Raw genomic sequence first — 25,379 nt, 5'->3', positions numbered from 1 at the left:
GAGCAAGCAGCGTGGTGAACGACGCAACGGCGGCGATGGCCACCAATTCCCTAACATCGGACCCCAAAATTTTCAATTCTCATTCCGGTTTGCTCTGCCATGCTAAGAGCACGCGCCGGCTTGGGGCGTGGCTTGCCTATTCCGGAACAAAGCAATGAGTCGCCGTCGAGAGAAGGACAACCAATTGCGCCGCGCTGCGCTGGCCGGGGTCGCGCCTGCGGCCAGGAGCACGGCCCCGGTGGCGGCAGCCCCCACGCGCTGGCGCCGCGCGTTGCTGATCGGCTCGGCGGTGCTGGCTTGCGCAGCCGTGGGCGGGGGCGCGGCGTGGTGGCAGGCGCGTGGCGCCGTGCACGTACCGGCCACGGCCGTGTTTGGCGATGGCAAGACCGGCCCGAAGGACATGGCCTGGGTGCCGGGCGGCGAATTCCTGATGGGCAGCGACCATAAGCTCGCGCAGGCCAACGAGCGTCCGGCACACAAGGTGCGCGTGCACGGCTTCTGGATGGACCGGCACCACGTCACCAACGCGCAATTCGCCACGTTCGTGCTGGCCACTGGCTATGTCACCACGGCGGAGCGTAAGCCGGAGTGGGAGACATTGCGCGTGCAACTGCCACCCGGCACGCCGCGCCCGCCCGATTCCGCGATGGTGGCCGGCGGCATGGTTTTTGTCGGCACCAACCGCCCGGTGCCGCTGCAGGATTACTCGCGCTGGTGGCGCTATGTGCCGGGTGCTGATTGGCGGCATCCGAACGGCCCCGACAGCAACATCATCGGCAAGGACGACCACCCCGTGGTGCAGGTGTCCTATGAGGACGCGCAGGCCTACGCCAAATGGGCCGGCAAGCGCCTGCCGACCGAAGCCGAATGGGAATTCGCCGCGCGCGGCGGGCTGGAGCAAGCCACATATGGATGGGGCGACCAGTTTGCCCCGGACGGCCGGCAGATGGCCAACGTCTGGCAGGGCCAGCAGGTGCAGCCGTTTCCCGTGGTCAGCGCCAAGGCAGGCGGGGCGCTTGGCACCAGCCCCGTGGGCACCTTCCCCGCCAATGGCTATGGCCTGTCGGACATGACCGGCAACGCCTGGCAATGGGTGGCCGACTGGTATCGCGCCGACCAGTTCAAGCGCGAGGCGGTGTCCGCCAGGTTGATCGACAACCCGGCCGGCCCCGGCGAATCGTGGGACCCCTCGGAGCCGGGCGTGCCGACGGACGCACCGCGCCGCGTCACCCGCGGCGGCTCGTTCCTTTGCAACGAGGACTACTGCCTGAGCTATCGCCCGAGCGCGCGGCGCGGCACGGACCCATACAACAGCATGTCGCATCTCGGCTTCCGCCTGGTGGAGGACGACGCGCAGTGGAAACAGCAGTCCAGGGACGGCAAGGCGATGACGCAGGCGACCGCTGGCGCAGCCGGGCCCGGCTGAGCCCGGTTCGCATCGCGCGACAAAGACAACCATTGGCAATTTCAACTGGCGCTGCGCAAGGGCGCGGGGATTCCTTCGCCCTGCGCCCGGGGCGGCAACGGACAAACTGCTGCACAGGAGGAGCATCGATGCCTTCGCGCACGACAGCGGCAAGATCCCGGCACGGGAGCCAGGCGCAATGAGCCGAATCCGGGGAAGCACCGCATCCATCGCCACGCTCACGCCGCCCGCGCCGCGCGAGGCGAGCCTGGCGCACGCCGGCGCCGGCAAGCGTGCCGTGGTGCTGGGGGCCTTGCTCTTCGCTTCGGGGGCTTGCGCGCTGGTCTACCAGGTGCTGTGGATCAAGCAGGTAGCGCTGATCGTCGGCGTCGATGTGTACGCCGTCACTACTGGCGTCAGCGCCTTCTTTCTGGGCCTGGCCTGCGGCGGCTGGGTGCTGGGCAGGCTGGCTGACAGGGTGGCGCGGCCGTTGCTGTTCTACGCCGCGCTGGAGCTGGGCATCGCCGTGCTGGGGCTTGGCGCCACGCTCGGCCTGGCACAGGCGGCGCCGTGGTTCGTCGCGATCGAGAGCGGCGCCGGCCTGCTGGCATGGTGCCTGCCATTCGCGCTGATCGGGGTGCCGGCCTTGCTGATGGGCGGCACGCTGCCCGCGCTGATGTCGGCATGCGCGCCGTCGGCGGCCAAGATCGCGCGCGCTGGCGGCGGGCTTTACGCCGCCAATACGCTGGGCGCCATGGCAGGCGCGTTGCTGACCACCTTCATCCTGATCCCGTCGTTTGGCGTGCGCGGCGCGGCCATGGCCGCCGCGCTGGTCAACGTGGCGCTGGCCGCAGCGGCATTCGCCCTTGGCCGCGCCAGCGCGCCGCGGGCAATCGTTCCCGCGGCGGCAGCGCCCGTTGCCGCCACGGCCGCGCCGCAAGCGCGGGCGAGGCTTGCGGTAGGACTCTACGCGGTGGCTGGCGGCATTGCGCTTGGCTACGAAGTGGTCTGGTCGCAGACCATCGTGCAGTTCATGAGCACGCGCAGCTTCGCCTTCACCATCGTGCTGGCTACCTACCTTGGCGGCCTGGTGGTGGGCAGCGCCATCTACGCGCGCTTTGCCGATCGCGTGCGCGATCCGTGGGGCGTGTTTGGCGTGCTGGTGGGCCTGGCGGGCCTGGTCGCGCTGCTGCAGGTGGCCGGACTTGGAAACTGGCTAGGCCAGTGGCAGGTGAGCCTCGCAGGCGTGGTCATGGATGTCACCGGCAGCGAGCTGGCGGCGATGTGCGCGCGCTTTGCGTTGGCGGGGCTGTGCGTGGTGTTTGCGCCCACGGTGCTGCTGGGTGCCGCGTTTCCCGCGGCATTGCGCTTGTGCGCCGAGCCGGGCCATATCGGCCGCGACATGGGCGTTGTGCTGGCGCTCAATACCGTGGGCGGCATCGCCGGCACCTTCCTGACCGGCTTCGTGCTGGTGCCGGTGCTGGGCCTGGTTCACGCGCTTGGGATACTTGCCGCCGCCGCGGCCACGGTAGGCACGGTGGCGGCGCTGCGCGGCCCTGGCGTGCGGCCCGCCATGTGCGCGGCCGCCCTGGGCATCGGCGTGTGCGTGGCAGTGGCCGGGGTGCTGACACCGCCCGATCGCCTGGCGCGGCTGCTGGCCGAGGCCAAGGACGGCACCTTGGTTTCCTATGAGGAAAGCCCCGGCGGCACGGTCGCCGTGATCGAGCAGGGCAGGCCGGGCGCCAGCTTCCGCCGCTTGTATATCTCGGGTGTTTCCAACTCGGGCGATGCCATTGGCTCGTTGCGTTATATGCGGCTGCAGGCCTTGCTGCCGCTGCTGGTCCACACCCGGGAGCCGCATTCGGCGCTGGTGGTCGCGCTTGGCACGGGCATTACCGCGGGCGCGCTGACGCAGTACCCGGGGTTGGAGCGCCGCGTCACGGCCGAGCTGTTGCCGGCGGTGGTGCGCGCCGTGCCCGAATTCCGGGGCAACTACGACGTGAGCCGCAATCCCCGCTCCGATATCCGCGTGCGCGATGGCCGCCACGAGCTGCTGCGCAGCGCCGAGCGCTACGACCTGATCACCTTGGAGCCACCGCCGCCATCGGCCGCCGGCGTGGTGAACCTGTATTCACGCGATTTCTATGCGCTGGCGCGCAGCCGCCTGCAGCCGGGCGGGCTGTTCGCCCAGTGGCTGCCGATTGCCACGCAGAACGACGAAGACACGCGCGCGCTGGTGCGCAGCTTCCTCGACGCCTTCCCGCATGCCTCGCTGTGGACCACCGAGGTGCACGAGATGTTGCTGGTGGGCTCGGACGCACCGCTGGAGCTGGACGCCGCGCGTATCCAGGCGCGCTTCAACCAGCCAACGGTGGCCGGCGCGCTGCGCGAGGTGGGGATCAATTCGCCAGCCGCGCTGCTAGCCACCTGGGTGACAGGGCGCGAAGGGCTGGAGCGCTACGCCGCCGGCGCGCCCGCCGTGACGGACGACCGCCCGTTGATCGAGTACGCAGGCTGGGTGCGGCGCGACGAGATCACGCGCGTGCTGCCGGCCCTGCTGGACTTGTACGCAGCGCCGCCGCTGCGCGGCGCCGATCCTGCCTTGCTGGGGGATATCGCGCAGGAGCGCGGCCGGTTGATGCACTTCTACGCGGCCTCGCTCGCCGCCTACGCCGGCGACCGCCAGCGCTGGCAGGCGGAGATCGGGCAGGCCATGCAGGGCGGCCAGGCCAACCAGTACTTTCGCCGCATGCTCGGCATGCGGCACTGAGCAACGCAGCGTCCGCGAACACGGATTTGAGAAACCGGGGCCGCCGGCAGCGGTCGGGCAATAGAGGAGAAGCAGACATGCGAATCAATCGCTCACTAAAGCGGGCGGCTATCGCGCTCGCCGTGGCGGTGCCGATCGCGGCCGCCGGTTGGCTGGCTTCCGCGCCAACCACCACCATGGCCGCGGACGCGCCAGCCAGCGCGTCTGGCGGCGGGTCCGCCAGGAAGCCGAATATCCTGGTGATCTTCGGCGACGATATCGGACAGACCAACATCAGCGCCTATAGCCAGGGCGTGGTCGGCTACAAGACGCCGAACATCGACCGCATCGCCAGGGAAGGCATGATGTTCACGGACTACTACGCCGAGAACAGCTGCACGGCGGGCCGGTCATCCTTCATCACGGGACAGACGCCGCTGCGCACGGGCCTGAGCAAGGTCGGCGCGCCGGGTGCGCCGGTCGGCCTGCAGAAGGGCGACATCACCATTGCCCAGGCGCTCAAGGCGCAGGGCTATGCCACCGGCCAGTTCGGCAAGAACCACCTCGGCGACAAGAACGAGTACCTGCCGACGGCGCATGGATTCGACGAGTTCTACGGCAACCTCTACCACCTGAATGCGGAGGAAGAGCCGGAGCGCCCCTACTGGCCGAAGGACAAGAACGATCCGTTCGTGAAGAACTTCTCGCCGCGCGGGGTGATCCATTCGTTCGCCGACGGCAAGATCCAGGACACCGGCCCGCTGACGACCAAGCGCATGGAGACCATCGACGACGAAACCACCGCCGCCGCGCAGGAGTTCATCAAGAAGCAGGCTAAGGACAACAAGCCGTTCTTTGTCTGGATGAACACCACCCGCATGCACTTGTTCACCCATGTGCGCGATTCGATGAAGGGCCGCAGTGGCATGCCCGGCAACGAGTATGCCGATGGAATGCTGGAGCACGACGAGGACGTGGGCAAGCTGCTCAAGACGCTGGACGACCTGGGGATCACCAAGGACACCATTGTGGTCTACACCACCGACAATGGCCCGAACCAGTTCTCCTGGCCAGACGCGGCAACCACGCCATTCCGCAGCGAGAAGGACACCAACTGGGAAGGGGCGTTCCGGGTGCCGGCGATGGTGCGATGGCCCGGCCATATCAAGCCGGGCGAAGTGTCCACCGAGATGTTCTCCGGGCTGGACTGGTTCCCGACGCTGTTGGCCGCTGTGGGCGACACCACGGTCAAGGATCGCTTGCTCAAAGGCTGGTCGCCAGCGTCCGGACAGAGCTTCAAGGTGCATCTGGATGGCTACAACCAGCTTGACTACCTGACCGGCAAAAGTCCGAAGGGCGCGCGCGAAGAGTTCTATTACTTCAGTGACGATGGCGATCTGGTCGCAATGCGCTACAAGGACTGGAAGGTCGTGTTCTGCGAGCAGCGCGCTCCGGGCGGCATGCAGGTCTGGGCCAATCCGTTTACCTGCCTGCGGCTCCCCAAGGTCTTCAACCTGCGCATGGATCCCTACGAGCGCGCGGATGTCGTCTCGGATCAGTACTACGACTGGGTCACGAAGAATGCCTACCTGACGGAGATCGCTACGATGAAGGCCACGGTATTCCTGGAGACCTTCGTCACCTACCCGCCGAGCCAGAAGCCGGCCAGCTTCAGCGTGGACCAGGTGCGCAAGTCCGTGGATGAGCGCATCGAGAAGCTGAGGCCGCCCAAGAAGTAGCCATTGGCATTGCGCAAGGAAGCAACGAACTGGCCCGCCGCTCCTGCTGGCGGGCCAGTTTCTCGATATACCCCGGCCAGCAGGCCAGGGATCCAGAGGTCCGCACAATGAGTCCCAGAGAGGCGATCGCCGCCCTGCAGCAGCATGTGGAGCGCTCCATCAAAGGCCAGGGCGACGTCATCCGCCAGATCGTCATCGGCCTCCTGGCCAACGGCCACCTGCTGCTGGAAAGCGTGCCGGGGCTGGCCAAGACGCGCATGGTCAAGAGCGTGGCCGCGAGCCTGGACGCGCAGATGCGCCGCATCCAGTTCACGCCGGACCTGCTGCCCGCCGACATCACCGGCTCGGACATCCTGTACCAGGACGCGGGCAAGAACAGTTTGCGTTTCCAGCCGGGCCCCGTGTTCGGCAACCTGATCCTCGCCGATGAAATCAACCGCGCACCGGCCAAGGTGCAATCCGCGCTGCTCGAAGCCATGGAGGAGCGCCAGGTTTCTGTCGGCGGCACCACCCACCCCATGCCCGCGCTGTTCATGGTGCTGGCCACGCAAAACCCCATCGAGCAAGAGGGCACTTATCCGTTGCCCGAGGCGCAGATGGACCGCTTCCTGATGAAGGTGCTGATCACCTATCCCGCCGCCGGCGATGAGCGCGATGTGCTGCGGCTGGTGCGCGGCGAGGAGATCGGCAGCACCGGCGCTCGCGCAACGCCGCACGAGGCACAAGCCAAGGTGCCGCAAGCCGCGATCTTCGCCGCGCGAGAGGAAATCCACGGCATCCACGTGGCCGACGCGATCGACCGCTATATCATCGATCTCGTCAATGCCAGCCGCACACCGGCCCGCTTTGATGCCGAGCTGGCGAAATGGATCGCGCTCGGGGCCAGCCCGCGCGGCGGCATCGCGCTGGACCGTGCGGCCCGTGCCAACGCCTGGCTGGCGGGGCGTGATCACGTTACCCCGGACGATGTGCGCGCCATGGCGCTGCCCACCCTGCGGCACCGCTTGATACTCTCTTACGACGCCAGCGCCGACGGGCTGGATGCCGACGCGGTGGTCAACAAACTGGTCGAAGTCGTGGCCGTGCCGGCATAGGGGCCCCCGCGATGCCGGTGGGAACCCGCGTAGCCAACCCGGCCAGCAGGCCCATGCGGGCGAGCGAGCTCGGCACCGTGTGGGTCGACGCCGCGCACCTGGCGCGGCTGGAGCTTGCCGTGCGCGACCTGGGCTTCACCATGCGCCAGCCGCATGCCAGTGTGCTCTCGGGCAAGCATGGCTCGCGCATCCGCGGGCGTGGCCTGAACTTCGAGGAGCTGCGCGGCTACCAGCAGGGTGACGATATCCGCCACCTGGACTGGAAGGCCTCGCTTCGCACGGGCAGGCCGCTGGTGCGCGTCTACACCGAGGAGCGCGACCTGCCGGTGCTGCTGGTGGTGGACCAGCGCATGCCGATGTTCTTCGGCTCCAGGCGCGCGATGAAGTCCGTGCTGGCCGCGGAGTTTGCCGCGCTGTGCGCGTGGATGGCGCTGCAGGCGGGCGACCGCGTGGGCGCCGTGGTGTTCAACGACAGTGAAGCCACGCTGATCCGTCCGCTGCGCAGCCGTGCCCGCGTGCAAGCCGTGCTGGGCGCCATCGTGCGGATGAACCAGGCACTGCACGCCGACAGCGCAGCACGGCCGGTCTACGGGCAGCTAGACCGCGCGCTGGAGCGCGCCTTGCAACTGGCCGGGCATGACCACCTGGTCTGCGTGGTCAGCGACTTCGCCGGCGCCGGCCAGCGGACCCAGGACCTGCTGCGCCAGCTCTCGGGCCACAACAGCGTGATCGCGGCGATGGTGTTCGATCCGCTGTTCCAGGCGGTGCCGCACCACACGGGACGCATGGTTGTGACGGAAGGGCAGCTGCAGGTGGAGCTCGATATGGGCAACAAGACCACGCGCGAGCCGATCGAATCTTTTTTTACCGGCCGCCTGCATGATGTCACCGAGCTGCTCAAGCGCAGCGGCGTGCCGATGATGCCGATCGATACGCAGGGCGAGGCCCTGGCCCAGTTGCGGCATTTCCTGGGACGCCTGGCGCCGCGCGGCAAAGCGCCCGGGCGATATTAAGCCGTCCGGCGCACACCCCATGGCAGACCTGACCCACGCCTACGCCACCGATGCCGCGCGGCCCGCTGCCGGCACAGCCGATGCTGCCGGCACCTTGGCCAAGCTGCAGGAAATCCCCTTGCCGCCACCGGTTTCCTATCTGCCCCAGACCTGGGGCTGGGCCGTGCTAGCCACCTTGCTGCTGGCGCTGGCCGCGCTGCTGGCCTGGCGTGCCTGGAGGCGCCATCAGGCAAACCGCTACCGCCGCGACGCGTTCGCCGAGCTGGCGCGCATCGAGGCCGGCCTCACGGCCGCGGGCAGCGACGCCAGCCGCCGCGAGGTGCTTGCCGCCTTGCCGGCGCTGGTCAAACGCGTGGTGCTGGCGTTCGCGCCGCGCACGCAGGTGGCAAGCCTGTCCGCGCAGGCGTGGCTGGATTACCTCGATGGCACCTGGCGCGCCGGCAGCTTTACCAGCGGCCCCGGGCGGCTGCTGCCGGAGCTGGCTTACGGCCAGCGCCCGCCACCCGCCGCCGAGGTCACGGCGCTGATCGCGCTACTGCGCGCCTGGATCGGACAGCACCATGCTCACCTTTGACCATCCGTGGGCCGCGCTGGCCTTGCTCCTGCCGGTCCTGGTCTGGCTGTGGCTGCCGGCTTACCGGGAGACCATGCCTGCGGTGCGCGTGCCGTTCTTCGAGGAAATGGCCGAACGCTCCGGCCTGCGGCCATCCGAGGGCGCGGTGGTGATGCGCCGCAATTGGGTGCAGCGCCTGCTGGCGCCGTTGTGCTGGGCGCTGGTGGTGGCCGCGCTGGCCAAGCCGGTATGGGTCGACCCGCCAATCGAGCGCACGGAGCCGGCGCGCGACCTGATGCTGGCCATCGACCTGTCGCAATCGATGGAGGCCAGGGATTTCGCGCGAGCCGACGGCCACCGCGTGGACCGGCTGGCCGCGGTCAAGCAGGTGGTCAACACGTTTATCGACCGCCGCAAGGAGGACCGCATCGGCCTGATCGTGTTCGGCGCGGCAGCGTTCCCGCAGGCGCCGCTCACCATGGATCACGGCAGCGTCAAGGCGTTGCTTGCCGAGGTGCAGATTGGCATGGCCGGCCCGCAGACGGCTATCGGAGACGCCATCGGGGTGGGCGTGCGCATGACCGGTCAGTCGCCCGCCCAGGAAAAGGTGCTGATCCTGCTGACCGATGGCAACGACACCGCCAGCAAGGTGCCGCCAGAGCAGGCCGCGCAGGTCGCCAAGGACAAAGGCCTGATCATTCATACCATTGGCATCGGCGATGTCAACGCGACTGGCGAGAACAAGGTCGATCTCGGTGCGTTGCAGAAGATCGCCAGCATGACCGGTGGCCGCGCCTTCCGTGGCGAAGACCTGGCCGGGCTGGAGGCCATCTATGCAACGCTCGACCGCATCACGCCGGTCAAGGTAAAGCGGCAGTCGCACCAGCCCAAGCGCGATCTGTTCTACCTCCCGCTTGCCGCGGTGGGCGTGCTGCTGCTGCTCTACCACGCGATCATGCTGCTGCTGACCGCTGCGCGCCGCCCACGGCGGCAGCCGCTGGTGGCGCCGGCGCCCGCCACCGTGGCGGAACCGGGGCATTGAATGGATCTCTCCGCATTCCATTTCCTGCGCCCCCTGTGGCTGCTGCTGATACCGGCGGCGCTGATGATCGTGCTCGCCTGGCACTGGCTGTCGGACCCGCGCCGCCGGTGGCAGGGCGTGATTGCCCCGCATCTGCTGGCGCGGCTGATCGTGGACGGCGGGCGCGGCTGGCGCCTGCGGCCGGTGCACGGCGCATGCGCCGTGCTGGTCCTGACCGGTCTGGCGGCGGCCGGCCCGGCCTGGGAGCGCGAGCCCCCGCCCTTTACCGAGGACAAGGCGCCGATGGTGATTGCCATTGATCTTTCGCGCAGCATGGACGCGGTAGACCTGGCGCCGACGCGGCTGGAGCGCAGCAAGCAGAAGGTGCGCGACCTGATGCAATTGCGCGCCGGCTCGCGCACCGGGCTGGTGGTGTACGCCGGCTCCGCGCACATGGTGGTGCCTCCGACCGACGACCCGCAGTTCATGGACTTGTACCTGGCCGCGCTGGATACTGGCATGATGCCGCGCGCCGGCAAGAACGCCGCCGCCGCGCTGGCGCTCGCCGACAGCCTGCTGGGACGTGAGTCGGCCGCGGGCACCGTGCTGTTCATCACCGATGGCTTTGATCGCGCGCAGATTCCCGGCTTTGCCGCGCATGCCCGCAACAGCGATGTACAGCTGTTGGTGCTGGCCGCGGGCACCACCCAGGGCGGGCCGATCCGCACCGCCGATGGCCGCGTGGCCACCGATCAGCAAGGCCGCCCGGTGCGGGGCCAGCTGGACCAGGCGGGGCTCAAGGCGCTCTCGTCCGACGCCGATATCCCGCTGGCCAGCCTGACGTTGGACGACGGCGATGTGCGCTGGGTTCAGCGGCGCGCCGTGCGCAATATGGAGGCCGCGCAGGAGAAAAACGCCGAGGTCCGATGGAAAGAGGGGGGCTATGTCCTCACCATCCCCATCGCGTTGCTGGCCGGCTTCTGGTTCCGGCGCGGCTGGGTGGTGCGCTGGCTGCCGGCGCTGCTGCTGGCCCTGCTTGCGCAGGCACCGCGCCCGGCAGTGGCGGCGCCGGCGGCGCCCACCATGGCGTCAGTCAAGACATCGGTCAAGGCATTGGTCAAGGCGGCATTCCTGGATGCCTTCCTCACGCCCGACCAGCAGGGCCGCTGGCAGTTCGAGCACGGCGACTTCACCGCCGCACAGACGCATTTCCAGGACCCGATGTGGCGCGGCTGGGCCAGCTACCGCGCGGGCGACTACGCGGGCGCGCTGACGGCGTTTGCCAGCCTCGCCACGCCGGACGCCTTCTTCATGATGGGTAACTGCTATGCGCAGCTCAAGGACTATCCGCGCGCGCTGTCGGCCTACGACAATGCGCTCAAGGCGCGCCCCGGCTTTGCGCAGGCCACCGCCAACCGGGCGCTGGTAGCGGCACTCATCGAACAGGAGAAAAAGAAGAAGGACGATGGCGAGCAAGCACCCGACATGCCGCCGGACCAGATCCAGTTCGACAACAAGGACGATGGCGGCAAGAAAGGAAAGGTCGACATAAGCCGTTTGCGGCAGCAGAACGCCGAGCTATGGATGCGCAACCTGCAAATCTCGCCAGCGGATTTCCTGCGCCAGAAATTCCAGATCGAGGCACGGCAACCCGCGCCGGGCAAGGCCGCGCCATGAAACGCCTGCTGCTCTACGGCACCATCCTCGCCTTGCTCAGCCTGCTGATCGCATTGCCGGCCCTGGCCGATGCGCCGAAATCGATGGCGCGCGCGCACCTGGAGCCGGGTGGCGCGGTGGCACAAGGGCAGCCCGTCAAGCTGGTGGTGGACGCGCTGACCACCAACTGGTTCACCGAAGCGCCGGTCTTTCCCCCGCTGGAACTCCCCGGCGCTATCGTCAGCCCGCCGGGTGATGACGCCACCAACCTGAGCGAAGACATCCAGGGCGTGAAGTGGTTTGGCGTTTCGCGTACCTACATCGTCACGCCCCAGGCCGGTGGCGATATTGCCATTCCGCCGCTGGAACTCAAGCTGCAGGTCGGGCAGGTGAGCGGGTTGGTCACGGTGCACACCCCGGCGCTGAAGCTGAAGGTCAAGGCAGTGCCGCGCCCGGCCGGGGCCGAGAACGCCATCGGCACCACGCGGCTTGACGTGACGCAGTCCATCGACCGTGACCTGCGCGCGCTCAAGGAGGGCGATGCCTTTACGCGGACCATCGAGATCAGCGCCGATGGCGTGCAGGCCATGCTGCTGCCGCCCACCCCGTTTGCGCCGGTGTCCGGGTTGGCGGTCTACCCCAGGGCGCCTCGCGTGCAGGACATCAGCCAGGAGCGGCAGGGCTTTCTTGGCGGGCGCCGGGTGGACGCTGCCACCTATGTGGTGCAGCGTCCCGGGCGCTACGAGCTGCCTGGCGTGGATGTGCAATGGTGGGATATCCGCGCCGGCAAGCTGCGTACGGCTAGTGTGCCGCCATTGCGGTTTTCCGCCGCCGCCAACACCGGCTACCAGCCGCCGGTCGGCATTCCCGGCGAGCCCCTGTCGGCGACGACGGCACGCCACGCGCGCCTGGATCCGCTGCGGCTCGCCTATTGGGCAGCGGTGCTGTTGGTGCTGGCGCTGGCGGCATGGCTGCTGTTGCCGCGGCTGATCCGTGCGCTTGGGCGCTTTAGGGCCTGGCGCCGCCAGCGGCGGCTGGCGTACGCGGGGTCCGAGGCCGCCGCCTTCGCGCGGCTGCGCCGCGCGCAGCGGGGCCGCGATCGCGGCGAACTGATGGGCAGCCTCTATGCCTGGCTGGACCGCGTGGCACGGCGGGCGCCCGCGGTGCTTGGGCGGCCCGCGGCGCTGGGCAATGCCGAACGCGCCGCCGGCAGCGCGGCGTTTGCCAGTGCGGCTGAGCAGCTGCTGTCCGGCTGCTATGGCGCGATGGCCGGGCAGGGCGACGCGCCGGCAGCGCTGGGCAACGCGCTGAATGAGGCCCGGGCAGCGCTGGCTCACGAACCCGCCAGGCCTGGCCATCGCGCGGCGACGCCGTTGCCGCCGCTCAATCCCGGCAGCTAGCCATGTTTGGCCAGCCCCTTGTGAAACCGATCCATCCTGATCCATTACACCCATTACAACCATGCACCCATCGCCGCGGCAGACCTTCCTTGCATCGTGTCGGCGGCGCGCCGCCGCGCTGCCACAGCCGATCGCGCTAACTATCGCCCTAGCGATCACGCTGACGTTTTCGCTGATGTCCGGCAACGCCAGCGCTGCGCCGGTGGACTTGCCGAACTCCCTGCCCAATATGGTTGGCGGCGGCATTGGCTCGACCACGCAGTACGCCGGCGGCAAGGACCGCATGATCGGCGTGGTGCCCGGCTTGCGCTATGTCACGCAGGGTGGCCATCTGTTCGAGTGGTACGGGCCCTATGCGCAGTACAACTTCGGCGGCGTCACCGGTTTTCAGTGGGGGCCTGCCGTCGCGCTCAGGCTCGGGCGCTCGGATGTCGACGACCCGGTGGTCTCCCAGGTCCACGAGATCAAGACCACGGCGGAAGCGGGTGGCTTCCTCGGTTATGAGTTCCTGAACGAGGGGCGTGTGCCTTACCGCCTGCGCGTCAACGTGGCCGTGGTCACCAATGCCGGCGTGGTCTATACCGGCGCGCGTGCCTCCCTCAACGGCACCGCATGGGTGCCGCTGCACCCGCGTGTCTATGCCGGCGCGGGGCTGGGCGCCAGCTGGGTTAGCCACGGCTTCAACCAGACCTACTACGGGGTCACGCCGGACGACGCCGCGCGCAGCGGGCTGCCCGCCTATTCGCCCGGCGGCGGCCTGCAGCAATACACCGGCTGGCTGGGGTTGATCTTCCAGATCGACAAGAGCTGGTACGCCGGAGCCATGGTCTACGCGCAGCGGCTCTCCGGCAGCGCGGGCGACAGCCCCATCGTGACGCAGCGCGGCACGCGCAACCAGATCACTTACGGTGCGGGCCTGGCCTATGCTTGGAGATAGCCGAGCGTCGCAATCCGTACCAGCAAATACAGCAGAGAACCGAGTCAGTTGCCAAGGAGCGCTTGTGGAAAAACCCCGTGCAGAAACCCCTGAAGACATCCTCTCCCGCCGCGAGGCTGGCAAAGTCACTCGCAAGCATGTGCCCCGCCGTGCGCATGCGGCGATCGGCAATGTCGACCGGGATCCCGTCGAGTTGCTGGAGATCAACAGCGCCGGGCGCGTCGAGCGGCTGGTGCCGCTGCGCTACGGCCGCATGATCGAATCGCCGTTTACCTTCTATCGCGGCAGCGCCATCGTGCAGGCACACGACCTGGCCGGCACGCCGAACTCCGATCTGCCCATCCAGATCTGCGGCGATGCGCACCTGGCCAATTTCGGCGGGTTTGCCAGCCCGGAGCGCTCGCTGCTGTTCGACCTCAACGATTTTGATGAGACCAGCGTTGGCCCGTGGGAGTGGGATCTGAAGCGGCTTGCCGCCAGCTTCACGGTTGCCGCGCGGCACCTGCGCCACAAGCGCGGCGTGGCCGACGACCTGGTCTATCGCGTCGTGCGCAGCTATCAGGAGCACATGGCCGAGTATTCGCAGATGGGCATCCTGGATACCTGGTATGACGCCATTACCTTCGAACGCCTGATTGCCAACGCGGCCTCCCCACAGGTCCGCAAACGCCTGGAGCGCGGGATGGAGCGCGCGGCCAGCCGCACCAGCGAGGCGCTGCTGCCCAAGCTGTCGGAGCAGGTTGGCGAGCGCTGGACGATTCGTGATGCACCGCCGGCCGTCTTCCATATCCGCGGCGCGAACACGCTGTTTTCGCCCGAGGACAACTGGATGACGCTCGAAAACAAAGAGCGGGCGCTGGACAAGGCGTTCAAGGCATACCTGAACACGCTGGCGCCGGACCGGCGCCAGTTGCTGAGCCATTTCACGCGCCACGACGTGGCGTTCAAGGTGGTGGGGGTGGGCAGCGTCGGCACCCGTTGCCTGATCATCCTGATGATCGACAACCATGGCAAACCGCTCTTCCTGCAAAGCAAGCAGGCCAACCAGTCGGTGATTGCCCGCTACTTCAAGTCGGCTCCGGTGGCGCACGAGGGCCGGCGCGTGGTGGAAGGCCAGCGGCTGATGCAGGCCGCCAGCGATGTCTTCCTGGGCTGGAACGACGGCCCCTTCGGCCGCCACTTCTACCTGCGGCAACTGCGCGACATGAAACTATCGCCGCAGATCGAACTGATGGACGCCGAGTTGCTGGGCGAATATGCGGCGCTGTGCGGATGGATACTGGCACGCGCCCACGCTAAAGCCAGCGGCAGTGCGCTGGAGATCAGCGGCTACCTGGGCAGCAGCGACGCGATGGCCGAGGCCATCGTGGCGTACTCCAACGGCTATGCCGACCAGGTCGAGCAGGACTACGATACGTTCGTCGCGGCATGCAGGTCGGGCCGGCTGCAAGCGCGCACGGATGCCGATATGGCGGCGGACTTCCGCGTCTAAGGGCGGGCAGGCCGGGCATGGTGCCGCGCCGGGGAAATGCCGGTCGCCCGGGTACAGATATCGTCTCGCGCCGGGGCCGCGTGGTGCGTGCACCACATCCACGCCATCTCAATTCCAACAGTCGCGAAAAAATTCAAATCACGCGCCAAGATATTTCATATCCGGAAAACTTTTGAAATTGGAAACCGCGGCACTAAAGTTCGGTACTAAGAACTGGCGGCACCGCATGGCGGCGCCCTTGCCGCTGAAGCTGGAGAGCTAACTTTCCTGAGTGTCGCGCTTAAGCAGGCTGGCACACAGGCCGGCGCGGCGCCTCGGGCCAACGTTCCGGAGCCGGCCATGCTTCATGTCCATCGTGCACGCGCCGCGCCGTCCATAGCGCCCGTCGACAGGAAACAGCGCGACGGCAAGCCCGGTGCACTTCCGGCCCAGCGGGATACGCGGCGCGATACGAGCAGCGGGGCGCGTGTCCCGAGGGTCAACACCCGTATCCTGCACACCTTTATCACGCTGTTCAATGCCGGATCGGTCGCCTCGGTGGCGGACAGGCTGCGGGTCTCCCGCGCCACGGTGCTCTACCAGCTTCACTCGCTGGAGGACCGGGTCGGCACACTGTTCTACGTCCAGCCCGATGGCGTGCTGTCCCCGACACCCCTGGCCTTGGAGATGGCCCCCAAGGTCCGTAGCATGCTGGGCATCTGGACGGCGCTGGTCGGCGACGCCACCGCCTGTGAAGGGGTGTCCGAAGCCGGCCGGTTGCGGATCGGCGTCGCTGGCGTGGCGGAGTTGGTGGCGCCCCATGTTCTTGCCCATGTGAACAGGATGCATCCGCGGATGGACGCCATGGCGGTGCCGCTGGCCACCGAGGGCGCGCTGGTCCAGGCGCTGCGCAGCTCGGCAATCCAGCTTGGTTTGTCCCTTGGCGCGGCGGATGGCTTCCAGGTGGTGACCGACTGCGTGGCCATGCACTGCCGGATGATGCTGGTCTGCGCGCGCTCGCACCATGCGCGGTTCATGGCCGCGCCGGTGCATGCATTGCCGTGGCTGCTGGAAGACAGCATGCCGGGGCTTTGCGCGGATCTCGGCGTCTGGTTCCGTGCGGTGCTGGCGGGCGGCGAGGCACGGGTACGCGCGCAATCGGCGGGCGTCCTGCTGGATCTGCTGAGCGCCGGGCTTGGCGTGACCTTGCTGCCGGAGATCGGCCTGCGCCGCCACCTGGCAGAGCGAGATCTCGTGATGCTGCGACCCGCGGCGCCGTTCACTGCGCCGCCGCCAGTGCATCTGTGCGTGGTGGCGGCGTCCACAACCCGTAGCGCGGCCTGCCAGAGAACGCTGGCGCGGGATCTCTATCGCGCGCTGGTTGCCGATATGGAGGCGGGGGCAACGTGCCAGGCCTGATCGTCCTGGATCCTGGCCCCGGTTTCAGCCGAATCACCTGAATCACCCGAACAGGTGATTGCGAGCAACGCCGCGCCGACTATGATCATGGGTCGAGGCAGCCCCGCGACCTGCCTTTTTACACTTAGCCCTTGACCACCCCGGCCGAGGGCTTTTTCTTTTGTGCGCATCGATCGTGCCGGTGCTTGTGTGGAACGAGAATTTTCATGGCGGCGGGAAAAACATTCAATTCAGACTAAACCATTTTCCGAGCAGAATCTGCTGCAGCCGCCATGACGGCGCGACATGTGCGGCCACGGCCCGCCAACGCAGGATGCCCGACCAAAAAGGTGAATACACCATGCCCCTCAGGACGACGAAGCGCATAGTCATTGCCTTGCCAATGCTGCTGGGAGCGGTTTCCGCCAACGCCACGGAAGGCGCGCTGGGCCGGCCCGTCACCGGCACCAGTGTCAACCCCAACGCAGGCATCGTCGCGCCCGAGCCGATCCTGGCGGTCAACCTGGGCGAGATCTACCTGCACGGCAACGTCGGTGGTGGCCGCCAGGGGGCGATCGCGGGGCAGACAGCGCTCGATATCAACGGCGAGGTCGCTTTTACGCTGGCCACCATCATGAAGGTCTGGGACACCAAGACCGGCGCATGGAATTTCGCATCCAGTTTCACGTTGCCCTATCTGTGGACCAAGGCAAGCGCCACGCTCACGGCGGGCAGCCTGCAGGGCCGCCGTGAGGACACCGCGTCCGGGCTGTTCGATCTCTATTTCACACCAGTCATCGCGGGCTATCACTTCTCGCAGACCGAACATGTGGCGCTGAGCCTGAATATCTGGGCGCCCACCGGCAGCTACAACGCCAAGTCGCTGGCCAACACCAGCCTGAACAACTGGACCTTTATTCCGCAAGTCGCCTATACCAAGATCCTGCCCGGGCAGGGGTGGCAGTTCGATGCGGTGGCCGGCCTGCAGTTCTACACGCGCAATAGCGCCACCAACTACCAGAACGCGCCGCTGTTCACGCTTGACGTGATGGCGCGCAAGCACTTCACCAAGGCCTTCAGCGCGGGCCTGATCGTCGGCACCACGCAGCAGATCGGCAACGACAGCGGGCCCACCGCGGACCGCCTCAACGGGTTCCGGGGGCACGACTGGGCGGTCGGGCCCGTCATCAACTACGACACCAAGATCGGCGCCAAGAGCACGCTCTCGCTGGGCCTGCGCTGGGTGCCGACGGTGGCCAGCAAGAACCGGCTGGATAGCACCAAGACCTTCATGGGCACGGCGACGGTCGTGTTCTAGCCCCGGGGCGGGACGAGGAGTTCAAGGCTTGCCAAGGAACAGGTAGAAGCTGTAGCTGCCGCCCGCCGCCCGGCCATAAGCCAGGTAGAAGGGGCCAAGCGGGCTGTCCAGCGCAAGGAACAACGAGCCGGACTTGAGCAGGCCCGTCGGGCCGCCCGGCACCAGCGGCGCGCCTATGCGTCCGGCCTCCAGCGAGAAGCCGGCGTAGACGCCTTCCAGCAGCCGCTGCTGCACCAGCTTGTTGTAGTAAACCATGCGCGCGAACTGCAGGTTGCCACCCAGCAACTGGCCGGTGCTGTAGCCCGATTGCTGCAGAAAGCCACCCCACTGGAACAGGTCGTAGCGCGGCAGCGGGTCGCCGCCGATATTGGTGCCGGCCTTGAAGCCGAGGCTTACCGTATGCCGGCCTTGCGACCAGGCATACATGCCGTCAGCTTCGGCTTTCACATAAGCCTGGTCCGCGCCGAGCCCGCGCTGCGAGCCGTAGACGCTTGCACTGCCGCTATAGCCGGAACGCGGGAAGTTCACGCTATCGAGCTGGTCGAACAGTAGCCTGGCGGTGATCGCACCGCGCCCGATCTTGCCCGGCCCGGGCGAGAGCACTGCCGGGCCGGTACTCAGCGTGGCGTTCTCCTGCCCGTTGAGCACGCCCAGGCGCGCCTCGCCGTATTTGGTGAACTGGCTGCCCACGTCCAGGGCCATATCGACCCGCCTCAGGTCGTAGGTGGCGATGCGCGTGCTGCCCTGGAAGATATTGACGGGACGCCGCTCCAGTTCCACGCGCGGGGCGATGAAGAAATACTGGCTCACGTCCAGCGGCTGGTAGAACTCGCTGACAAGCCGGCTGGTCTGGCCGACCTGCGCATCGGTGCGCCACTCGGCGCCGAGCGAATTGATCCACGTGCGGCGGTAGCTGGCGTTCAGGTTGAAAAAGGCATCCCCGCGAAAATCCGTGCTCAGCCCCAGTCCGAAGCGCAGGTAGTTGGGGCCGTAGGATTTTTCGATGGCATCGACCGAGAGCACGCGCTTGCCCGGCTCCTCGAGAAAACGGTAGTTGACGTGCTCGAAGTCGCCGGTGCCGAACAGCCGGCGCATGTCCTGGTCGAGCTGGTCCTGATGGATTGGCTCGCCGGGCTTGGTCTGCATGGTCGCGGCCGCAAAGGCCGGGTTCACGCGCTGCATCGGCGCGAAACGGATCTCGTCGACGGGGCGCTCGTCCGGCGCCGGCACTGCACGCTGGCGCTCGCGCAGCGCGGCGTAGGCCTGCGGCGGCAAGGCAAGCGCCGACAGCCGGCCCGCCACCTTGCGCGCTGCCGCCTCGCCGATGGGGATGGTGGCCGGAAGGTGGTCGAAGTCGCCGGCGGAAAAATCGCCAAGCTCGGGCAGGATCAGGATGTCTTGCGGCCTGAGCTGGGATAGCGAGGCGCGCACGTTCTGCTCGCTCAAGATATTCAGCATCTGGCTGGTCACGCCGATCACCGAGGTGAGGTCTTCGCGTTTCATCAGCGTGGTGCCAAGATTCACCGCGATCACGATGTCGGCGCCCATGGCGCGCGCCACGTCGACCGGCAGGTTATCGGTCAGGCCGCCGTCCACCAGCAGCCGGCCTTCATATTCGGTGGGGGCCACCGCACCGGGAACCGACATGCTGGCCCGCATGACGTTGGCCAGTTCGCCCCGCTTGAAGACCACGGCGGTACCGTTCACCAGATCGGTGGCTACCGCGCGAAAGGGAATGGGCAGGGAGTCGAAATCCCGATAGCCCGGCGCGCGCGCCAGCGTACGCAGCACGGTTTCGAGCTGTACGCCCGACACGATGCCCTTTGGCAGCAGCAGGCCATTCCCGCTGACGCCGATTTCCGGGGTGAACAGGTTGGTATGGTCATCGAGCTTGCGGCGAATCGCCAGATCCTGCCGGGGCGGACGCTCCTTGAACAGCTTCTCGGTCGACAGGCCGCCGACCAGTTGCGCCATCTCCTCCGGTGCCATGCCGGTGGCGTACGCGGCGCCCACCAGCGAGCCCATGCTGGTGCCGGCGATGCAATCCACCGGCACGCGCAGCGCCTCCAGCACCTTGAGCACGCCGATATGGGCAGCACCACGCGCACCGCCGCCAGAGAGCACCACGCAGATGCGTGGCCGCCCCAGGGATAGTGGTGCTGGAGCGTTTGCTATTGGCTGCGCGGGTCGATCCGGTTGATCTGGTTGATCCGATGGGATCGGTTGTGTCGGTGGGACAGGTTGAGCCGGTTGCGCCAGTGCGGGCCCTGGCGCGGCAAATGCGGCCAGCGCCGCCAACAGGGCCGGCAGCCAGCGAATACGCGCGAGGAGTGGCGAAAGGGGCATGGCTAGGGTGAGGAAGAGGCCATGCCAAGCAATCCACCGGCGGTGATCGGCGGTACCTCATGCAATGGCGCCGGCTGCACCATGCAACCGGGCGCTTTTCATGTTCCATCATGACTGTGGGCAGGGCAATTGAATGTTTTCGATTTTGGCCCGCGGTTGTGCTGCAAAAGGTGGCTGGGCGGCGTGGCTCGCGATGTGCCGGCTTGCTCGCCAGCGCTTTGCTTACGCTTCCACTAGCGCCTCGAAGCGCAGGGCAAGAAAGTCGATCAGGGCGCGCACCGCAGGCAGCAAGCCCCGGCGCGAAGGATATACGGCGTGAATGACGCCGCCCTTTGGCCGCCACTCCGGCACCAGCATGACCAGCTGGCCTTGTTTCAACTCGTCCTCCACCACCATGCTCGGCAGCGCCACCGCGCCCACCCCGGCCAGCGCGGCCAGGCGCAGGGCCAGCATGTCGTCGGTGACCAGCCTCGGGCTATGCCGGATTTCCACGCTGGCGCCCTCCGGCCCCTGCAGCCGCCAGCTATGCGTGGGTTGCGGCGGGCCCCAGTCTAGCGTGGGCAGCTCGGCCACGTCGGCCGGCACGGCGGGCATGGTACGGCCCGCCAGCAGCGCGGGGCTGGCCAGCAGGCACCACGCGCGGGTGGCCAGCGTGCGCATCACCAGGTCACTGTCGCTCAAAGGCGGCACCCGCACCCGGATCGCCACGTCGATGCGCTCGGCAATCACATCCACACGGCGGTTGGTCGCCTCGAGATGCACGACGACCTTCGGGTAGGCCGCCATGAATTCCGCGATCATGGCGCCGATCCGCGCGTGCAGCAGCGCCACCGGGCAGGTCACCCGCACGATGCCCTGGGGCTCCGAGTGCGTCAGGTCGATGGCCTGCTGCGCGGCATCGGCCTCCACCAGCATGGCCTTGCAGTGCGTGTAGTAGCTCTGCCCGATCTCGGTCACGGAGAAATGCCGCGTCGAGCGCTGGATAAGGCGCGTGCCCAGGCGTTCTTCGAGTTCGCCCACGCGGCGGCTCAGCTTGGACTTAGGGATGCCCAACGCACGGCTTGCCGGCGCAAAGCCCTGATGGTCCACCACCTGGGCAAAGTAGAAAAGGTCGTTGAGGTCGGGATGCATCGGGTCATCGTCCTATCAATAGGACACTGAGGATAACGCACGGCGGCTACCGGCGTTCCAGCCGCAGGCCTAAGCTTGTCTTCGTCAGGGGCAAAGCCAGCCCGCCACCGTCCAGGAGTTCCCATGAAGAAGATCACCGGCACCTACCGTGCCCCGCATGCCCATTGGGTGGGCGACGGCTTTCCCGTGCGCACGCTGTTCTCGCAGCAAAGCCTTGGCAGTCACCTGAGCCCCTTCCTGATGCTCGACCATGCGGGCCCGGCTGAGTTCTCGCCTGCCGCCCGGCGGCGCGGCGTGGGCGAGCATCCGCACCGCGGCTTCGAGACGGTGACCATCGTCTACCAGGGCGAGCTTGAGCATCGCGATTCCACGGGGCAGGGCGGGCGCATCGGCCCCGGCGACGTGCAATGGATGACGGCAGCGTCCGGCATCCTGCATGAGGAGTTCCACTCGGAGGCCTTCACCCGCACCGGCGGCACGCTGGAAATGGTGCAGTTGTGGGTGAACCTGCGCGCCAGCGACAAGATGGCCGCGCCCGGCTACCAGACCATCGTGTCGGCGCAGATCCCGTCGGTGCCGTTGCCCGGCGGCGCCGGCCAGGTGCGCGTGATTGCGGGTGAGTATTGGGGCGCAGGCGAAAGCGCACGCGGGCCGGCACGCACCTTCACGCCGATGGATGTATGGGACGTGCAACTGCGCCACGGCGCGGACGTGGACCTGCCTGCGCCCGAGGGGCGCACCGTGGCGCTGGTGGTGCTGCGCGGCAACGTGCTGGTCAACGGCAGCGAGGCCGCCCAAGCCGGGCAGATGGTGCTGCTCGATCGCGCGGGCGCCGGATTCGCGCTGGCGGCCACAAGCGACGCGCTGGTGCTGGTGCTGCATGGCGAGGCCATCGACGAGCCGGTGGCGACCTACGGGCCGTTTGTGATGAACACCGAGGAAGAGATCAAGCAAGCGCTGCAGGATTTTCGCAGCGGCCGCTTCGGGCAGATCGAAGCGGCGTAGTCAGCGTCGGACGCTAACCCATTCGACGTCAATCGCAAATCGTGAATCAATGAAAGGAGATTCTCATGGCAACCCCCTACAAGCGCCTGGACAAGAGCCAGGCCGCCGTCCTCCTGGTCGATCACCAGGCCGGCCTGCTATCGCTGGTCCGTGATATCGAGCCCGACAAGTTCAAGAACAATGTGCTCGCGCTGGCGGATCTGGCCAAGTATTTCAACCTGCCTACCATCCTCACCACCAGCTTCGAAGATGGCCCGAACGGGCCGCTGGTGCAGGAGCTCAAGCAGACCTTTCCCGATGCGCCATACATCGCGCGCCCTGGCCAGATCAATGCCTGGGACAACGAGGATTTCACCAAGGCGGTCAAGGCCACCGGGCGCAAGCAGTTGATCATCGCTGGCGTGGTGACTGAGGTCTGCGTGGCTTTCCCGGCATTGTCGGCGATGGCCGAAGGCTACGACGTATTCGTCGTCACGGATGCATCGGGCACCTTCAACGAGATCACCCGCAACGCCGCATGGGCCCGCATGGAGCAAGCCGGGGCGCAGATGCTGAGCTGGTTCGGCGTGGCCTGCGAACTGCACCGCGACTGGCGCAACGATATCGAAGGGCTGGGCACGCTGTTCGCCAATCACATTCCCGACTATCGCAACCTGATGGCGAGCTATAGCACGGTGAAGGCGGGCAAGTAGCATTCAGCGGGTTAGCAAAAGTGGGGCGGGTTCACAAAAAGGCCCGGGCGCCGCCTTCAGCGCGGCGCGGATGGTCAGCAGTTCCCGGACCCGCCCGAAAATCTCGCCTTGACATCCTTACGTACGATATATATCTTAAGATATGTTTTTCGATACGTAGGAGCTGCGGCGATGCGTCACCACCCCCTTCTGGGCAGGCTTAGCCATCACATGCTTGCCCATCTGTCTTCCCATTTTTCCTCTCATTCCTCGGATTCCTCGCACCATGGCGAGCACCATGGCCGCCATGCCATTGGCCGCCACCACCACGGCGGCGGCCCCGGCGGCTTCTTTGGCGGTGGCGGCGATGGTTTCGACGGCGACGGCGATAGCTGGCGGCGCGGCCGCAAGTTCAGTTCGGACGATCTTCAACTCATGCTGCTGTCCTTGCTGGAAGAGAAGCCCAGCCATGGCTACGAGCTGATCAAGGCGCTGGAGGCTCGCACCAACGGCTTCTACAAGCCCAGCCCGGGCATGGTCTATCCGGCCCTGACCTTCCTTGAAGAACTTGGCTACGCCACGGTGGATACCGAGGGCAACAAAAAGCGCTATCAGCTGGCGGGGCCGGGCCTGGCCCATCTTGACGCCAACCGCGAGCGGCTGGCCCTGATGCTCAACAAGCTCAAGCACGTGGCGCGCAAGATGGAATGGGTGCGGCGCGCGCTGTCGGGCGAAGCCGCCGAGCCGGGTGCGGCGGGCGTAGCCGCCGACGAGCGTGAAGCCGCGGGCGGCTGGCTGCCCGAGTTCGTCGAGGCGCGCGTGGCGCTCAAGCGGGCACTGCTGCTGCGCACCGATGCCACACCGGATGAGCAGCGCCGCATCGCCGCCATCCTGGCGCGGGCAACCGCCGAGATCAACGCCGGCCCGGGCGGCCAGGGTGCCTAGTGCTGACCCGCATCCCGACACTCCACATTCCGTATGCCTCATTCCCCTCGTTCCCGCCAACCAGGAAATCCATGACTACTCGTGATCTCACCGTGCAACGCGTTCGCCATGAACTCAAGATGCGCTTGCTGCAAGTGGTGCGTACCCAGGCGGTGTCGCCGCAACTGCTGCGCGTGACGCTGGCTGGCGAAGACCTGAAGGGCTTTGTCTCCGCGTCCTTTGACGACCACATCAAGGTGTTCTTCCCCGCGCCTGGGCAAAGCAAGCCCGCGCTGCCGGAGCTTGGCCCCAACGGCCCTGTGTTTCCCGAAGGCCAGCCCAAGCCCGCCGCGCGCGACTACACGCCGCGCCGTTACGATGCCGCCGCCGGCGAGCTCGATATCGAGTTCGTGCTGCATGGCGATGGCCCCGCCTCGACCTGGGCGGCGCAGGCTGCGCCCGGCCAGTATCTGGGCGTGGGCGGCCCGCGTGGGTCGTTCGTGATTCCCGAGGGCTTCGACTGGCACTTGCTGGTGGGCGACGAAACCGCGCTGCCTGCCATCGGTCGCCGCCTCGATGAGTTGCCGTCCGGCGTGCGCGCGCTGGTGGTGCTGGTGGTGGACAACGCCGCCGCCGAAATCCCGCTGTCCAGCCGTGCCGATGTGGAGATCCGCTGGCAGCACCGTGACAGCGCACCGGCAGATAGCGCCACCGGGCTGCTGGAACAAGCCTTGCGCGAGGTCACGCTGCCGCACGGCGAAGGCTATGTCTGGGCGGCTGGCGAGGCCGCGTCGATTCGCGCCGTGCGTCAGTACCTGGTGGGTGAGCGCGGCATCGAGAAAGGCCGCATCCGCGCGGCCAGCTACTGGAAGGCCGGCGCCGCCGCCGTGCACGAGAACATCGACGACTGAGTGGCGCATGCCGGGGCAGTGCAAGCCTTGAAGGCCGGATCAACTGGTTTTACAATGCAACCGCCTCGCCGCTGGCGCCGCATTCCGCGGCGCTCTGCATCTGGCGAGTGAAACGGAGTTGCACTATGGTCCGGCGAACCAGCCTGGAAGGCGCCGCATGTCCCGTGGCCCGCTCGCTCGATGTGATCGGCGACTGGTGGTCGCTGCTGATCGTGCGCGATGCCTTCGATGGCTTGCGGCGCTTTGGCGAGTTCCAGCGCAGCCTTGGCCTGGCGAAGAACATCCTTGCCGACCGGCTGCGCACGCTGCTGGCGCACGGCATCCTGGAGCAAGTGCCGGCCTCCGACGGCAGCGCTTACCAGGAATATGTGCTGACGCCGAAAGGGCGCGCGCTGTTCCCGGTGGTCGTGGGCTTGCGGCAGTGGGGCGAAGCGTTCTTCTATGGCCCTGGCGAGCCGCATTCCGTGCTGGTGGACAGCAAGGCTGGCAAGCCCGTGCGGCCGCTCGAGGTGCGTGCCGAGGATGGCCGCTTGCTCGGGCCCGACGATGCGGTGGTGAAGAAGGCCGGCGTGCCCGGCGCGTAGCGGTGCTACCGCCCAGCTTGCAAAAGCCGTAGACGCGGCCGGTATTCGCCGCT

General features: G+C 67.3%; 20 protein-coding genes. 18 read left to right on the top strand and 2 right to left on the bottom strand.

Annotation, left to right across the window (positions count from 1 at the left end):
* The first annotated feature begins 154 nt into the window (after positions 1-154).
* The 13 genes from F7R26_RS29170 to F7R26_RS29110 all read left to right on the top strand — a co-directional run bounded on the left by F7R26_RS29170 (position 155) and on the right by F7R26_RS29110 (position 17,754).
* Positions 155-1,426 carry a formylglycine-generating enzyme family protein gene (locus tag F7R26_RS29170; RefSeq protein ID WP_170301846.1) on the top strand — a complete coding sequence of 424 codons (1,272 nt, stop codon included), beginning with the start codon at positions 155-157 and terminating at the stop codon, positions 1,424-1,426.
* A gap of 178 nt (positions 1,427-1,604) precedes the next feature.
* Entirely contained in the window at positions 1,605-4,175 is a 2,571-nt protein-coding gene (locus F7R26_RS29165) for a fused MFS/spermidine synthase (protein ID WP_241754573.1), read from the top strand.
* 77 nt (positions 4,176-4,252) lie between these two features.
* Positions 4,253-5,893, top strand: coding sequence for an arylsulfatase (locus F7R26_RS29160; protein WP_150985576.1), 1,641 nt, complete (start codon positions 4,253-4,255; stop codon positions 5,891-5,893).
* Positions 5,894-6,000: 107 nt separating this feature from the next.
* The gene (locus F7R26_RS29155; RefSeq protein ID WP_150985575.1) at positions 6,001-6,987 is read left to right on the top strand and encodes an AAA family ATPase; all 987 of its coding nucleotides are present in this window, start codon (positions 6,001-6,003) and stop codon (positions 6,985-6,987) included.
* Between the two features lie 11 nt (positions 6,988-6,998).
* Complete coding sequence (locus F7R26_RS29150) at positions 6,999-8,000, top strand: DUF58 domain-containing protein (protein ID WP_241754572.1); 1,002 nt, start codon at positions 6,999-7,001, stop codon at positions 7,998-8,000.
* A 19-nt stretch (positions 8,001-8,019) separates the two neighbouring features.
* Positions 8,020-8,574 carry a DUF4381 domain-containing protein gene (locus F7R26_RS29145; protein ID WP_150985574.1) on the top strand — a complete coding sequence of 185 codons (555 nt, stop codon included), beginning with the start codon at positions 8,020-8,022 and terminating at the stop codon, positions 8,572-8,574.
* Complete coding sequence (locus F7R26_RS29140; protein ID WP_150985573.1) at positions 8,561-9,595, top strand: vWA domain-containing protein; 1,035 nt, start codon at positions 8,561-8,563, stop codon at positions 9,593-9,595. Before F7R26_RS29145 ends, F7R26_RS29140 begins: the two co-directional genes overlap by 14 nt.
* A complete protein-coding gene (locus tag F7R26_RS29135) occupies positions 9,596-11,251 on the top strand; it encodes a VWA domain-containing protein (protein ID WP_150985572.1) in 1,656 nt (551 codons plus the stop codon).
* Complete coding sequence (locus tag F7R26_RS29130; protein ID WP_170301845.1) at positions 11,248-12,630, top strand: BatD family protein; 1,383 nt, start codon at positions 11,248-11,250, stop codon at positions 12,628-12,630. The genes F7R26_RS29135 and F7R26_RS29130 overlap by 4 nt, the downstream gene beginning before the upstream one ends.
* A gap of 61 nt (positions 12,631-12,691) precedes the next feature.
* Positions 12,692-13,567: a MipA/OmpV family protein gene (locus tag F7R26_RS29125; RefSeq protein WP_150985570.1), complete on the top strand. Its 876-nt coding sequence runs from the start codon at positions 12,692-12,694 to the stop codon at positions 13,565-13,567.
* Between the two features lie 64 nt (positions 13,568-13,631).
* Positions 13,632-15,059 (top strand): DUF2252 domain-containing protein, encoded by a 1,428-nt coding sequence (locus F7R26_RS29120; protein WP_416351344.1) that lies wholly within the window; start codon positions 13,632-13,634, stop codon positions 15,057-15,059.
* Between the two features lie 339 nt (positions 15,060-15,398).
* Positions 15,399-16,457, top strand: coding sequence for a LysR family transcriptional regulator (locus F7R26_RS29115; protein ID WP_150985568.1), 1,059 nt, complete (start codon positions 15,399-15,401; stop codon positions 16,455-16,457).
* Between the two features lie 340 nt (positions 16,458-16,797).
* Positions 16,798-17,754 carry a SphA family protein gene (locus tag F7R26_RS29110; RefSeq protein ID WP_150985567.1) on the top strand — a complete coding sequence of 319 codons (957 nt, stop codon included), beginning with the start codon at positions 16,798-16,800 and terminating at the stop codon, positions 17,752-17,754.
* Positions 17,755-17,775: 21 nt separating this feature from the next.
* Here F7R26_RS29110 and F7R26_RS29105 read toward each other — a convergent pair whose 3' ends face one another.
* Together F7R26_RS29105 and F7R26_RS29100 are read right to left on the bottom strand one after the other, a co-directional pair.
* Positions 17,776-19,878, bottom strand: coding sequence for a patatin-like phospholipase family protein (locus F7R26_RS29105; protein ID WP_416351376.1), 2,103 nt, complete (start codon positions 19,876-19,878; stop codon positions 17,776-17,778).
* A 444-nt stretch (positions 19,879-20,322) separates the two neighbouring features.
* The gene (locus tag F7R26_RS29100) at positions 20,323-21,231 is read right to left on the bottom strand and encodes a LysR family transcriptional regulator (protein WP_150985565.1); all 909 of its coding nucleotides are present in this window, start codon (positions 21,229-21,231) and stop codon (positions 20,323-20,325) included.
* 123 nt (positions 21,232-21,354) lie between these two features.
* On the opposite strand from F7R26_RS29100, the gene F7R26_RS29095 reads away from it, so the two are divergent.
* The 5 genes from F7R26_RS29095 (at position 21,355) to F7R26_RS29075 (ending at position 25,326) form a co-directional block, all read left to right on the top strand.
* Positions 21,355-22,236 (top strand): pirin family protein, encoded by an 882-nt coding sequence (locus F7R26_RS29095; protein ID WP_150985564.1) that lies wholly within the window; start codon positions 21,355-21,357, stop codon positions 22,234-22,236.
* A 65-nt stretch (positions 22,237-22,301) separates the two neighbouring features.
* A complete protein-coding gene (gene ycaC / locus F7R26_RS29090) occupies positions 22,302-22,928 on the top strand; it encodes an isochorismate family cysteine hydrolase YcaC (protein WP_150985563.1) in 627 nt (208 codons plus the stop codon).
* A 171-nt stretch (positions 22,929-23,099) separates the two neighbouring features.
* Positions 23,100-23,852 carry a PadR family transcriptional regulator gene (locus F7R26_RS29085; protein ID WP_170301844.1) on the top strand — a complete coding sequence of 251 codons (753 nt, stop codon included), beginning with the start codon at positions 23,100-23,102 and terminating at the stop codon, positions 23,850-23,852.
* A gap of 71 nt (positions 23,853-23,923) precedes the next feature.
* Positions 23,924-24,742 carry a siderophore-interacting protein gene (locus F7R26_RS29080; protein ID WP_150985562.1) on the top strand — a complete coding sequence of 273 codons (819 nt, stop codon included), beginning with the start codon at positions 23,924-23,926 and terminating at the stop codon, positions 24,740-24,742.
* 125 nt (positions 24,743-24,867) lie between these two features.
* On the top strand, positions 24,868-25,326 hold the full coding sequence (locus F7R26_RS29075; protein ID WP_150985561.1) for a winged helix-turn-helix transcriptional regulator: 459 nt from the start codon (positions 24,868-24,870) through the stop codon (positions 25,324-25,326).
* Positions 25,327-25,379 lie beyond the last annotated feature (53 nt).

Origin of the sequence: Cupriavidus basilensis (assembly GCF_008801925.2) — a bacterium.
GTDB lineage: Bacteria > Pseudomonadota > Gammaproteobacteria > Burkholderiales > Burkholderiaceae > Cupriavidus > Cupriavidus basilensis.
Note: the sequence above shows the minus strand (reverse complement) of the source record. Positions and strands in the feature narration are given on the sequence as shown.